Origin of the sequence: Salmonella sp. SAL04162 (genome assembly GCF_046551535.1) — a bacterium.
GTDB classification, from domain to species: Bacteria; Pseudomonadota; Gammaproteobacteria; order Enterobacterales; family Enterobacteriaceae; genus Salmonella; species Salmonella enterica.
In genome coordinates, this window is sequence record NZ_JBGDVX010000005.1 from 1 (window position 1) to 11,660 (window position 11,660).

Genomic DNA, 11,660 nt, shown 5'->3' on the forward strand with positions numbered 1-11,660 from the left:
GGGGATTCGAACCCCCGATACGTTGCCGTATACACACTTTCCAGGCGTGCTCCTTCAGCCACTCGGACACCTCACCAAATTGTCGCTCCAGCATTACTGGAACGGGCGCTAATGTAGGGAAATATCTTTTCTACGTCAATCAACTTTTTTAAAAAAATGCGCGTTTATACAAACTTCCACCAATCTGTGGCTTTAATAGGCGAAAACTGCTTTTTTTGCCCGCGCCGGGAAATTTGCTATGCTGCACATCCCGTTGAAAACGCTGATAACAGGCGCAATCACATTCCGCACCATACTGCTCAGGAGATAACATGGAGATAATTTTTTATCACCCGACATTTAACGCCGCCTGGTGGGTAAATGCGCTGGAGAAGGCTCTCCCACATGCGCGCGTTCGTGAATGGAAGGTCGGTGATAACAACCCCGCAGACTATGCGCTTGTATGGCAGCCCCCGGTTGAAATGCTGGCCGGAAGACGCTTAAAAGCCGTTTTTGCACTGGGCGCGGGGGTGGATGCAATTCTGAGTAAATTAAATGCGCATCCGGAAATGCTGGACGCCTCCATTCCTCTATTTCGTCTGGAAGATACCGGAATGGGCCTGCAAATGCAGGAGTATGCCGTCAGCCAGGTATTACACTGGTTCCGTCGTTTCGATGATTATCAGGCGCTGAAAAATCAGGCGCTATGGAAACCGTTGCCGGAATATACCCGCGAAGAATTTAGCGTCGGTATCATGGGCGCAGGGGTACTGGGCGCAAAAGTGGCAGAAAGTCTACAGGCGTGGGGGTTCCCGTTACGTTGCTGGAGTCGTAGCCGCAAATCCTGGCCTGGCGTGGAAAGTTATGTAGGGCGTGAAGAGCTGCGCGCTTTCCTGAACCAGACGCGGGTGCTGATTAATCTGCTGCCGAATACGGCCCAAACGGTAGGAATTATTAATAGCGAATTGTTGGATCAATTGCCGGATGGCGCCTACGTGCTGAATCTCGCGCGCGGCGTTCATGTTCAGGAGGCTGATCTGCTGGCTGCGCTTGATAGCGGTAAGCTAAAAGGCGCGATGTTGGATGTCTTTAGCCAGGAACCGTTACCGCAGGAAAGCCCATTATGGCGCCATCCGCGAGTCGCCATGACGCCGCACATTGCGGCAGTCACCCGTCCGGCGGAAGCCATCGATTATATTAGCCGCACAATTACCCAGCTGGAGAAGGGAGAGCCGGTGACGGGGCAGGTGGATCGGGCGAGAGGATATTGACATCAACCCGGCGCGGGCCGGGTTTCGCTAAAAAACGCTGGCGATACCTGCTATCCTTGTCGGAAATGACTACAGGAGAGAGCAATGTATCCCGTTGACCTGCATATGCATACCGTCGCCAGCACTCATGCCTACAGTACTTTGAGCGATTATATCGCGGAAGCCAAACGCAAAGGCATTAAACTTTTTGCGATTACCGACCATGGTCCGGACATGGAAGATGCGCCGCATCACTGGCATTTTATTAACATGCGCATCTGGCCGCGTCTGGTTGACGGCGTGGGGATACTGCGTGGCATTGAGGCGAATATCAAGAACATTAACGGTGAAATTGATTGCTCCGGAAAGATGTTCGACTCGCTGGATCTGATTATCGCAGGCTTTCATGAGCCCGTTTTTGCGCCGCATGATAAAGAAACCAATACTCAGGCGATGATCGCGACCATCGCCAGCGGCAAGGTGCATATAATTAGTCACCCCGGAAATCCAAAGTATCCAGTGGAGGTTAACGCCATCGCGCAGGCGGCGGCGAAACACCATGTAGCGCTGGAAATCAACAACTCTTCTTTTCTGCATTCGCGTAAAGGAAGCGAAGATAATTGCCGCGCGGTCGCTGCCGCCGTACGCGATGCGGGAGGCTGGGTAGCGTTAGGCTCTGATTCCCATACGGCCTTTACGCTTGGCGATTTCACCGAATGCCGGAAAATTCTGGATGCGGTGAATTTTCCGGAAGATCGAATCCTGAACGTCTCGCCGCAGCGCTTACTGGCCTTTCTCGAATCACGCGGTATGGCGCCTGTACCGGAATTTGCCGAACTTTAATCGTTATTTACGGGAAGATATCAATGAATGAGTTTTCAATCCTGTGCCGTGTGCTGGGATCGTTGTATTACCGCCAACCGCAAGATCCTTTACTGGTTCCGCTGTTTACGTTAATCCGTGAAGGTAAACTGGCGGCAAACTGGCCGCTGGAGCAGGATGATATGCTGGCGCGTTTACAGAAAAGCTGCGATATCACGCAGATTTCCACTGATTACAATGCGTTATTTGTTGGGGAAGAGTGCGCGGTAGCGCCATACCGCAGTGCGTGGGTCGAAGGCGCGGAAGAGTCTGAGGTGCGCGCTTTTTTAACGTCGCGAGGGATGCCGCTGGCCGATACGCCTGCCGATCACATTGGTACTTTATTGCTCGCGGCCTCCTGGCTGGAAGATCAGTCTGCCGAAGATGAAAGTGAAGCGCTGGAAACCTTATTTGCCGATTATCTGCTTCCCTGGTGCAATACCTTCCTCGGTAAAGTTGAAGCCCATGCCGTTACGCCATTCTGGCGCACTTTGGCGCCGCTAACGCGTGATGCGATAGGGGCCATGTGGGATGAACTTCAGGAAGAAGATGAAGAATAATGTGATGTAAATCACCATTAACTGCAACGTGTTTTACATCATTGCATAAAATGTGTGCGTGATCTCATTAATGTGCCGCTTTTCTGTTATGATGCGCGCCATGAACATACTTCTTTCTATTGCTATCACGACGGGCATCCTTTCTGGAATATGGGGATGGGTGGCCGTCTCCCTGGGGTTACTAAGCTGGGCCGGTTTTTTAGGCTGTACGGCTTATTTCGCCTGTCCGCAGGGAGGCTTTAAGGGATTGTTGATTTCCGCCTGTACGCTGTTAAGCGGTATGGTGTGGGCGCTGGTCATTATTCACGGTAGCGCGCTGGCGCCGCATCTGGAAATTGTCAGTTACGTGTTGACGGGGATCGTGGCATTCCTGATGTGTATCCAGGCAAAGCAGCTATTGCTTTCTTTTGTTCCGGGAACATTTATCGGCGCCTGCGCGACATTTGCAGGGCAGGGTGACTGGCGGTTGGTATTACCGTCGCTGGCGCTGGGGCTAATCTTTGGCTATGCCATGAAAAATAGTGGGCTATGGCTGGCATCACGCCGCGAGCAACATTCAGCGAATACGGCGGTCACAAAATAAAAAAAGCGTGGGGTCTTCCCCACGCTTTGTCGTATTCATCAGGATTCTGGCGGTACTGACAGCTCACGGTATTTCACCAGAATATCATTTTGCCTGTCCGCTTTATTCTGCAAATCCCACAGGCCGCGATCGATACCATCATTAATGAGGAAGATAACGCCGGTTTCAATGGCTGACATCAGACACAGCATCACCGGTTCGTTCGAGGTATAGCCGATTTCGCCTTCCAGTAAACGCTGGTAATCAATAAAACGGAACACGCCTGCCTGTACTTCATAGGAAAGGATCGTTTTACTGGTGTTCACCGAAGAAAGGATCTCGCCCGTACTGACGTTAACCACGCGCAGGTTGACAGCAATCTGATCCAGCTGATACTGCGTATCGGCGCCAATACCGAAATATCTTGCGCCGACCCCGCCGGATTTGACGTTACTTTCATAACCAATAATAGAACCTTCCACCATAATATTTGCCGCCGTCAGCGACTGAAGCGGGATACGGTTATTCATCGCCACGGTGCCGTTTTCCTGGGCTGCGCGAATAATTTTCCGTTCATTCAAAAGATTCTGTAAGCCTTGTCGTTCCAGTGGGATAAACCAGCGCGAATCTTTCAGCGCGGTGACCAACATAGCGGTGGCGCTCTGCGGCACAGCCGTGGAAAAGTTACTTGCCGGGTAAGGTTTAAATTGGCCCGTTTCATCCTGAATGTTATATACCGAAACAAAGATCTTACCGGTGGGAGCAGGTAAGTGCGTCAAATCTTTGTAACTTTGTGCGCGGGGCATTAATGTCGGTTTCGCAGCTTGTTTCGGCGGGGCAGTTAAGCATCCGCTCAACAATAAAACGGCAACCAAAATAAGTAAGCGCGGCATGATTTATATCCTTTAGTGACTGTAGCTTAAAAATCGGTTGACTGAGTTTGTAAACCTGACACTTCGATGGTCGAGGTTCTTCCCGTTTTTCTGTCCGTGACGTTGAGCTGGAGCTGTCCGTCGCGATTAGCGATATCGATAATAAAATCGTTGGTCACCATACGTCCTGGTTTCCCGGTATTAATATTGGTCAACAAGCCGCCCAGAATTTGCGATTGAATAGCCTGCGTAAAGTTATCCAACGCTGAGGGGGTTTCGATACCAAAATCGTTATCATAAGCGGGGTCTTTATATGAATTTTGCGCCTGGGCGCTATTCAATAAAAAGGAACCGTTATTGGGGTTTCCACCAAAGTTAGGATTACGGAACTGGAACGTCATGTTTCCAGCCCAGGTTAATGGCGAAAAAAGCATGAGCAGCACTACTGCATGTTTAACACGCATGACAGCCTCCGGATAAAAATCATGTTTTAGAATTCATCACGCGCTAAATCACTCGTACTTAATAGCGTTTGATCTATTTGTCGGCGATTTAATGCTTCCTCTGTTTGCGCTAATGCGAAGACGACGGTTTTCTCGAAGTCTCTTTTCATTGGAAATAAAAAAGTCTGGAAAATAACGTCCTGATTTACCGTTATGGTGATCCAGCTTCCCCAACGCGCACTGGGTCTTTCATTAATGGTCAGATTGCCGGTGTATTCGCTTTCCCATTTGTCGCTGAATGCACGATAGAATTCATGTCCTATCGAAGAGACGGTATGGTCGGTTAACAATCCGGGAACCTCGACTTCAACTTCATTGGCATGCAGGTTTCCGGTAGCGAACAGTAACTCTGCTGCTACAATCCAGGTCAGATAGCGTTTCATGGCCTTACCGCCTGAGATTATCGTTTGCCCATGAAACTGCCTGGGTGCGATTTTTGACAGCTATCTTTTTGAAAAGATTATAAAGATGTGTCTTAACCGTATTCTCGCTGATAAATAGCGACCTGGCGATTTCATTATTAGAGGCACCAATACGTAACTTATTGAGGATCTCTTTTTCGCGATGAGTGAGTAATGCGGACTCGGTGCTGTTGTAGCGGTAATTTCCTGAGTGTGTAATCAGGTAACTGGCTAATTTTTGTGAAAAATAGCATTCGCCGCGCAGAATACCCTGTAATCCGCTGACCACGTGTTCCTGGTCTTCAGTGGCGTAAAACACGCCGTTAATATGAGGCCAGTTTTCAATTTCACGGTAGGGATAATCGTCAGGGGTATTTAACAATAATGTTTTTATATTATTGTTTTTGCGGCTTAAATTATCCTGCCAATAGTGGATAAGCTTCTTATCCGCTTCCATCATATCCATTAAAACAATGCAACCGGCTGAGATATCTTCCAGAGAACGTTGAATATTATGCAGTTTTCCGGTTATGGCCAGCGATTGCTTTAAATGTTGCAATAATGCCGTAGCTTGCAGAGATGGCTTTGTGATCAACAATAGTGTGTGACCATGACTACTATGGACTTCATTAAACATGATGAAACTCCACTTTTTTTAATCGCACATCTGACAGCTGCCCCCATAAAATAAAGGCACCAGAAGTACTGACAGATGTTGCACTGCTGTGGGTTGAAATAGCCCATTATCCAGAAAGAGAAAAATATTTACGGAAATACTTTTAACTGTTTTCAATCTAGCCATTACAAATCTTAAAGCAAGTGTTAAACTTGTAACAAGATGTAAAAATATATATTAAAATGTTGTTTTTGGGTTTTTTTGAAGTTTAGATTTGATAGTAAAGTTGTACATTTAGCTGTTATTGCATAGATTTAAAAAATCATACAAATTATAATAATTCATTGATTTTTAATCATTTTAATTATTGTAAGTCATGTTTTGATTTTATTTTTTCTTAAAATTTGAGACGTGGCATTAACCTGGACAGCACAAAGACAAAAAAAACGAAGTGTGTCACGTCTTGTGCGTATTGCCCCCCCATGGGAAGCATAAGAACATCCCCATGGTGGCATAACACACACCAACACTTCATTTTTTGGGTGCGCGATACACTCTCTTCTGTGGCCAAAAATCAATTATAAAAAATCACATGGCTATCGTTTTATTAGCACTTTGGTATGAGCTTAAATAACAAAATACCACGCGTGGGTGAGTTATTAAAAATGTTTCCACGGACATACTCTTCATCGTAACGACGCGTTAACAAAAAACGCATGTCGCTAACAAAACAATAGATAGTTTTCGCTATGTACGACCAGGTCCAGGGTGACAGCATGAAAAACAAATTGTTATTTATGATGTTGACAATACTGGGTGCGCCTGGGATTGCAACCGCGACAAATTATGATCTGGCTCGTTCAGAATATAATTTTGCGGTAAATGAATTAAGCAAGTCTTCATTTAATCAGGCGGCCATTATTGGTCAAGTCGGCACGGATAATAGTGCCAGAGTACGCCAGGAAGGATCAAAACTATTGTCCGTTATTTCACAAGAAGGAGGAAATAATCGGGCGAAAGTCGACCAGGCAGGGAATTATAACTTTGCGTATATTGAGCAAACGGGCAATGCCAACGATGCCAGTATATCGCAAAGCGCTTACGGTAATAGTGCGGCTATTATCCAGAAAGGTTCTGGAAATAAGGCCAATATTACCCAGTACGGTACGCAGAAAACAGCAGTTGTAGTGCAGAAACAGTCGCAGATGGCTATTCGCGTCACCCAACGCTAATACCGTTACGACTTTTAAATCAATCCGATGGGGGTTTTACCATGAAACTTTTAAAAGTGGCAGCATTCGCAGCAATCGTAGTTTCTGGCAGTGCTCTGGCAGGCGTCGTTCCACAATGGGGCGGCGGCGGTAATCATAACGGCGGCGGCAATAGTTCCGGCCCGGACTCAACGTTGAGCATTTATCAGTACGGTTCCGCTAACGCTGCGCTTGCTCTGCAAAGCGATGCCCGTAAATCTGAAACGACCATTACCCAGAGCGGTTATGGTAACGGCGCCGATGTAGGCCAGGGTGCGGATAATAGTACTATTGAACTGACTCAGAATGGTTTCAGAAACAATGCCACCATCGACCAGTGGAACGCTAAAAACTCCGATATTACTGTCGGCCAATACGGCGGTAATAACGCCGCGCTGGTTAATCAGACCGCATCTGATTCCAGCGTAATGGTGCGTCAGGTTGGTTTTGGCAACAACGCCACGGCTAACCAGTATTAATTTAGCGTCTGCGCTAATAAAAAAAACAGGGCGTAAGCCCTGTTTTTTTTCGGGAGGAAATTATGCATACTTTATTGCTCCTTGCCGCACTTTCAAATCAGATTACGTTTACCACAACTCAGCAAGGCGATATTTACACGGTGATCCCTCAAGTCACATTAAACGAACCCTGCGTCTGTCAGGTGCAAATTCTCTCTGTGCGCGACGGCGTCGGGGGACAAAGCCATACACAGCAAAAACAAACGCTATCTTTACCTGCTAATCAACCGATTGAGTTGTCTCGTCTTAGTGTAAATATATCTTCAGAGGACTCGGTTAAAATTATTGTTACTGTTTCGGACGGACAATCACTGCATTTATCACAACAATGGCCGCCTTCTGCACAGTAGTTTTTGATGGTGGCGGAAATGGATTGGCTGACCTGGGTATAAAGAGGCGATAAAAGCGTCTCATCGTCTCGGCATGTCGCTAAAAGGTAACGCCGAACCCTCGAGGATGACTAATCATTGAGGAGTTAACATGTCCGTAATCAAGAAAAATATCCCTGCCATAGGTCTGTGTATCTGCGCTTTTTTTATCCATTCTGCGGTAGGGCAACAAACGGTACAGGGCGGCGTTATCCATTTTCGCGGCGCGATTGTTGAGCCACTGTGCGATATTTCTACTCACGCCGAAAATATTGATTTAACCTGCCTACGCGAAGGTAAAAAGCAAATGTACCGGATTGACCTTCGGCAGGCATCTGGATTACCGCAGGATATTCAGTCCATTGCGACGGTGCGGCTGCATTATCTCGATGCGCAAAAAAGCCTGGCGGTGATGAATATTGAGTACCGTTAACGGCGGTGTCATAGATATAAAAAGAGCGACTCTGTTGAAAGCCCTGCTGTACACTTTGCAGATAAGGTGAGACAAAGGGGGGGTTATGACATCACGTCTTCAGGTCATACAGGGTGATATCACTCAACTTAGCGTCGATGCGATTGTGAATGCCGCTAACGCATCATTAATGGGCGGCGGCGGCGTAGACGGCGCGATTCATCGCGCGGCGGGGCCAGCATTGCTGGACGCCTGTAAACTCATCCGCCAGCAACAGGGCGAATGTCAGACGGGACATGCGGTTATCACGCCTGCTGGCAAGCTTTCGGCAAAGGCGGTTATTCACACAGTGGGGCCCGTCTGGCGAGGCGGCGAACACCAGGAAGCTGAGCTACTCGAAGCGGCATACCGGAATTGTTTACTGCTTGCCGAGGCGAATCACTTTCGTTCCATCGCTTTTCCGGCAATCAGTACCGGCGTTTATGGCTATCCACGCGCCCAGGCCGCTGAAGTCGCCGTCAGGACGGTTTCAGATTTTATTACCCGTTACGCTCTGCCTGAACAGGTATACTTTGTCTGTTATGATGAAGAAACTGCCCGGCTTTACGCAAGATTACTTACTCAGCAAGGCGACGACCCTGCCTGATAAAACACGCCTGGAGCGTGCCGTTGAACCGCTATGCGCGCGCCATCCCGGAGAGTGCGGCATTCTGGCGCTGGATAACAGTCTGGACGCTTTTGCCGCCCGCTACCGCCTGACCGAAATGGCGGCGCGGACGCTGGATGTGCAGTATTATATTTGGGAAGACGATATGTCCGGGCGGCTGCTCTTTTCGGTACTGCTGTCGGCGGCGAAGCGCGGCGTTCATGTTCGTCTGCTGCTGGATGATAACAATACGCCTGGTCTGGATGATACGTTGCGCTTGCTGGATAGCCATCCTAATATCGAAGTTCGTCTGTTTAATCCTTTCTCTTTTCGTACGCTACGCGCGCTGGGATATTTGACGGATTTTGCGCGGCTGAATCGGCGGATGCACAATAAAAGTTACACTGCCGACGGCGTAGTGACGCTGGTCGGTGGGCGCAACATCGGCGATGCCTATTTCGGCGCTGGCGAGGAGCCGTTATTTTCCGATCTGGACGTGATGGCCATTGGCCCGGTGGTCAATGATGTCGCCAATGATTTTGAACGTTACTGGCGCTGTAGTTCAGTGTCGACATTGCAGCAAGTATTATCCCTTTCTGAGCAGGAACTGACGCAGCGTATCGAACTTCCCGAATCCTGGTATAACGATGAGATCACCCGCCGTTATCTGCATAAGCTGGAAACCAGCCAGTTTATGGCGGATCTCGATCGCGGAACGTTGCCGCTGATTTGGGCAAAAACACGCTTGCTTAGCGATGACCCTTCTAAAGGCGAGGGGAAGGCGCAGCGCCATTCGCTTCTTCCGCAGCGATTATTTGACGTGATGGGGTCGCCGACGGAGCGTATCGACATTATTTCCGCTTACTTTGTCCCTACGCGCGCAGGCGTGGCGCAGTTGCTTAATCTGGTCAGGAAGGGCGTGAAGATCGCCATCTTAACTAACTCTCTGGCGGCCAACGATGTGGCGGTCGTTCACGCAGGGTACGCGCGCTGGCGAAAGAAATTACTGCGCTATGGCGTGGAGCTCTACGAACTGAAACCGACCCGCGAACATGAAACCGCCGTACATGATCGCGGACTCACCGGGAACTCAGGTTCCAGCTTACATGCTAAAACGTTCAGTATTGATGGTAGTAAGGTGTTTATCGGGTCGCTTAATTTTGATCCCCGTTCAACGCTTTTAAATACCGAAATGGGCTTTGTCATTGAAAGTGAGACGCTGGCGACGCTTATTCATAAGCGTTTTACGCAGAGCCAACGCGATGCGGCCTGGCAACTGCGGCTGGATCGCTGGGGACGAATTAACTGGATCGATCGTCAGCAAGAAGAGGAAAAGGTGTTAAAGAAAGAACCCGCTACGCGTTTCTGGCAGCGAGTTCTGGTACGGTTGGCGGCAATTTTACCTGTGGAATGGTTGCTGTGAACCCGCGCGCGGAAAACTACCCGATCGCGGCGCGGCTTTCTTGTTTTACCGGCGGTTTACCTGAAAAGAGAAATTTCAGGAGCGGGATGCGTAAATGAATTTCATACAGAATTAACGCAATACCCATAACAAATATCAGCCCGCACAAGAACCCGATCAGGTTGGAGGTGATATGCGGTGTAATATACGCGCCAAAGAAAAGCGTTAAGGGATGATGCACCAGATAGATAAACAGCGAAGCATTCACGAAATAGGTGACACGCGCGGACTGGAAGTTTAACAAGCGATGCCCCAGTGAGAATACCACGTTCACCATCCACAGCCCCATGACCATCGTAATCACGGATTCGGTTTCGTACATCCAGGCGTCGCCGCTCCCATAACGTTGATTCAGCAGATACGCGATAAAAGCAACGGCAGCGCCTAAAGTGCATCCGCGTGAGGGCGTGGTGAAGCGCGCTTTCAGATCGGGGTGAATGAAGGCCAACGCGCCGAGAATAAAAAACGGCACATAAAATAGCGTTTGCATCACAATAAAATTGAACATGCCGTCACTGAGGATTGCCGGATATACGATGAAAATAATGCGCCTGATAGCGGCGTAAGCCATCCCCAGCAGGAAAAAAATAAGCGAAAGCCTGGCCAGTGAAATAGCGGCGGGACGAGGCTTGCTTGTTTCCTGCCTTTTTTGGAACCAGGTAAAAATCCCGATGCTGACTGTGGTTAATATCACCAGCACCAGTAAAAACCACAGATGTGAAATGAGTTCCCACGCTAATGTATTATATTTTTCATAGGCAGAGAGCATAGGCCAGTTCTCTGTTTTCTCTTTGACATATTGCAACAGGATAAATTGCGGCAAGGTAAGCAAAGGGATTGCGGTAAGCATGGGAATACCCACACGTTCTACCCGTACTTTCCACCAGCGTTTTAACGGATAACGTAAAAACAGCATGTACGAAAAATAACCAGAAATAACAAAAAACACCTGCATACGAAAAGCGTGGATAAAATCGTTAAACAGGGTTAGCCACCACGATGGCGTGGCGCTATTGACATGCCAACTGTGAGTGGAATAGATCAACGAGATATGAAAGGGAATCCCTAACAACATCAGCCATGCGCGGATAGAGTCAAGAAAATATTCACGCGGCGCGGGTACAGAGCTCATATAAGGTCACGTATTCTCAGATTTTTCACCTTATCCATAAGGCGAATTATAGTTACATTCGGTAGCAACCCTACACCAACTCCGACAACCTGTCTCCAGGATAAGCACGCAAAGTGAAAACAGGCGCGGGAGGTGCTTAATCCATGAGCCAGCGCGCTGAACAAAGCCTGGATTCAGTTGTCGTAATGCCTGATTATCCATTAAAATGGATCGGATCGATATAAGCACACAAAGGGGGAAGTGCTTACTTATTATGAAACATAAACGA

15 protein-coding genes are annotated in these 11,660 nt (G+C 48.3%); 10 read left to right on the top strand and 5 right to left on the bottom strand.

The features are described 5' to 3' along the window. Positions 1–311 precede the first annotated feature (311 nt). The 4 genes from ghrA to ACLJRH_RS11095 all read left to right on the top strand — a co-directional run bounded on the left by ghrA (position 312) and on the right by ACLJRH_RS11095 (position 3,233). The gene (ghrA, locus tag ACLJRH_RS11080; protein ID WP_000402552.1) at positions 312–1,250 is read left to right on the top strand and encodes a glyoxylate/hydroxypyruvate reductase GhrA; all 939 of its coding nucleotides are present in this window, start codon (positions 312–314) and stop codon (positions 1,248–1,250) included. A gap of 84 nt (positions 1,251–1,334) precedes the next feature. Further along, positions 1,335–2,072 (top strand): phosphatase, encoded by a 738-nt coding sequence (locus ACLJRH_RS11085; RefSeq protein WP_000283646.1) that lies wholly within the window; start codon positions 1,335–1,337, stop codon positions 2,070–2,072. Between the two features lie 23 nt (positions 2,073–2,095). Then, complete coding sequence (locus tag ACLJRH_RS11090; RefSeq protein WP_001001890.1) at positions 2,096–2,650, top strand: molecular chaperone; 555 nt, start codon at positions 2,096–2,098, stop codon at positions 2,648–2,650. A 100-nt stretch (positions 2,651–2,750) separates the two neighbouring features. Continuing rightward, positions 2,751–3,233 (top strand): DUF1097 domain-containing protein, encoded by a 483-nt coding sequence (locus ACLJRH_RS11095; protein ID WP_001546652.1) that lies wholly within the window; start codon positions 2,751–2,753, stop codon positions 3,231–3,233. Between the two features lie 38 nt (positions 3,234–3,271). Here ACLJRH_RS11095 and csgG read toward each other — a convergent pair whose 3' ends face one another. The 4 genes from csgG to csgD are packed head-to-tail and all read right to left on the bottom strand — an operon-like array spanning position 3,272 to position 5,625. After that, a complete protein-coding gene (gene csgG / locus ACLJRH_RS11100; RefSeq protein ID WP_001137620.1) occupies positions 3,272–4,105 on the bottom strand; it encodes a curli production assembly/transport protein CsgG in 834 nt (277 codons plus the stop codon). A 26-nt stretch (positions 4,106–4,131) separates the two neighbouring features. Beyond that, positions 4,132–4,548 (bottom strand): curli production assembly/transport protein CsgF, encoded by a 417-nt coding sequence (gene csgF, locus ACLJRH_RS11105; RefSeq protein ID WP_001264073.1) that lies wholly within the window; start codon positions 4,546–4,548, stop codon positions 4,132–4,134. Positions 4,549–4,574: 26 nt separating this feature from the next. Next, the gene (csgE, locus tag ACLJRH_RS11110; RefSeq protein WP_000833307.1) at positions 4,575–4,970 is read right to left on the bottom strand and encodes a curli production assembly/transport protein CsgE; all 396 of its coding nucleotides are present in this window, start codon (positions 4,968–4,970) and stop codon (positions 4,575–4,577) included. 4 nt (positions 4,971–4,974) lie between these two features. Continuing rightward, a complete protein-coding gene (gene csgD / locus ACLJRH_RS11115; RefSeq protein ID WP_000481517.1) occupies positions 4,975–5,625 on the bottom strand; it encodes a biofilm master transcriptional regulator CsgD in 651 nt (216 codons plus the stop codon). Between the two features lie 755 nt (positions 5,626–6,380). On the opposite strand from csgD, the gene csgB reads away from it, so the two are divergent. From csgB to ACLJRH_RS11145, 6 genes are all read left to right on the top strand, one after another. Continuing rightward, complete coding sequence (gene csgB, locus ACLJRH_RS11120) at positions 6,381–6,836, top strand: curli minor subunit CsgB (protein WP_000791656.1); 456 nt, start codon at positions 6,381–6,383, stop codon at positions 6,834–6,836. A 41-nt stretch (positions 6,837–6,877) separates the two neighbouring features. Then, positions 6,878–7,333, top strand: coding sequence for a curli major subunit CsgA (csgA, locus tag ACLJRH_RS11125; RefSeq protein WP_000771416.1), 456 nt, complete (start codon positions 6,878–6,880; stop codon positions 7,331–7,333). Between the two features lie 62 nt (positions 7,334–7,395). Continuing rightward, positions 7,396–7,722 carry a curli assembly chaperone CsgC gene (gene csgC, locus ACLJRH_RS11130; RefSeq protein ID WP_000557256.1) on the top strand — a complete coding sequence of 109 codons (327 nt, stop codon included), beginning with the start codon at positions 7,396–7,398 and terminating at the stop codon, positions 7,720–7,722. Between the two features lie 130 nt (positions 7,723–7,852). Next, positions 7,853–8,173, top strand: coding sequence for a type 1 fimbrial protein (locus ACLJRH_RS11135; RefSeq protein ID WP_023136822.1), 321 nt, complete (start codon positions 7,853–7,855; stop codon positions 8,171–8,173). Between the two features lie 85 nt (positions 8,174–8,258). Beyond that, positions 8,259–8,798 (top strand): O-acetyl-ADP-ribose deacetylase, encoded by a 540-nt coding sequence (ymdB, locus tag ACLJRH_RS11140; protein WP_000203939.1) that lies wholly within the window; start codon positions 8,259–8,261, stop codon positions 8,796–8,798. After that, entirely contained in the window at positions 8,734–10,221 is a 1,488-nt protein-coding gene (locus ACLJRH_RS11145) for a phospholipase D family protein (protein ID WP_000976323.1), read from the top strand. Before ymdB ends, ACLJRH_RS11145 begins: the two co-directional genes overlap by 65 nt. Positions 10,222–10,237: 16 nt before the next feature. Here the strand turns inward: ACLJRH_RS11145 and mdoC are convergent, their stop codons facing one another. Then, positions 10,238–11,392, bottom strand: a complete 1,155-nt coding sequence (gene mdoC / locus ACLJRH_RS11150; RefSeq protein WP_023136823.1) for a glucans biosynthesis protein MdoC — start codon at positions 11,390–11,392, stop codon at positions 10,238–10,240. Between the last annotated feature and the right edge of the window lie 268 nt (positions 11,393–11,660).

Bases quoted from the DNA above. Each gene is read 5' to 3' on its own strand.
- csgF (WP_001264073.1), bottom strand. From the start codon at position 4,548: ATGCGTGTTAAACATGCAGTAGTGCTGCTCATGCTTTTTTCGCCATTA.
- mdoC (WP_023136823.1), bottom strand. From the start codon at position 11,392: ATGAGCTCTGTACCCGCGCCGCGTGAATATTTTCTTGACTCTATCCGC.
- ACLJRH_RS11145 (WP_000976323.1), top strand. From the start codon at position 8,734: ATGATGAAGAAACTGCCCGGCTTTACGCAAGATTACTTACTCAGCAAG.
- ACLJRH_RS11135 (WP_023136822.1), top strand. From the start codon at position 7,853: ATGTCCGTAATCAAGAAAAATATCCCTGCCATAGGTCTGTGTATCTGC.
- ACLJRH_RS11085 (WP_000283646.1), top strand. From the start codon at position 1,335: ATGTATCCCGTTGACCTGCATATGCATACCGTCGCCAGCACTCATGCC.
- csgB (WP_000791656.1), top strand. From the start codon at position 6,381: ATGAAAAACAAATTGTTATTTATGATGTTGACAATACTGGGTGCGCCT.
- ghrA (WP_000402552.1), top strand. From the start codon at position 312: ATGGAGATAATTTTTTATCACCCGACATTTAACGCCGCCTGGTGGGTA.
- csgC (WP_000557256.1), top strand. From the start codon at position 7,396: ATGCATACTTTATTGCTCCTTGCCGCACTTTCAAATCAGATTACGTTT.
- csgG (WP_001137620.1), bottom strand. From the start codon at position 4,105: ATGCCGCGCTTACTTATTTTGGTTGCCGTTTTATTGTTGAGCGGATGC.
- csgA (WP_000771416.1), top strand. From the start codon at position 6,878: ATGAAACTTTTAAAAGTGGCAGCATTCGCAGCAATCGTAGTTTCTGGC.
- ymdB (WP_000203939.1), top strand. From the start codon at position 8,259: ATGACATCACGTCTTCAGGTCATACAGGGTGATATCACTCAACTTAGC.
- csgD (WP_000481517.1), bottom strand. From the start codon at position 5,625: ATGTTTAATGAAGTCCATAGTAGTCATGGTCACACACTATTGTTGATC.
- csgE (WP_000833307.1), bottom strand. From the start codon at position 4,970: ATGAAACGCTATCTGACCTGGATTGTAGCAGCAGAGTTACTGTTCGCT.
- ACLJRH_RS11095 (WP_001546652.1), top strand. From the start codon at position 2,751: ATGAACATACTTCTTTCTATTGCTATCACGACGGGCATCCTTTCTGGA.
- ACLJRH_RS11090 (WP_001001890.1), top strand. From the start codon at position 2,096: ATGAATGAGTTTTCAATCCTGTGCCGTGTGCTGGGATCGTTGTATTAC.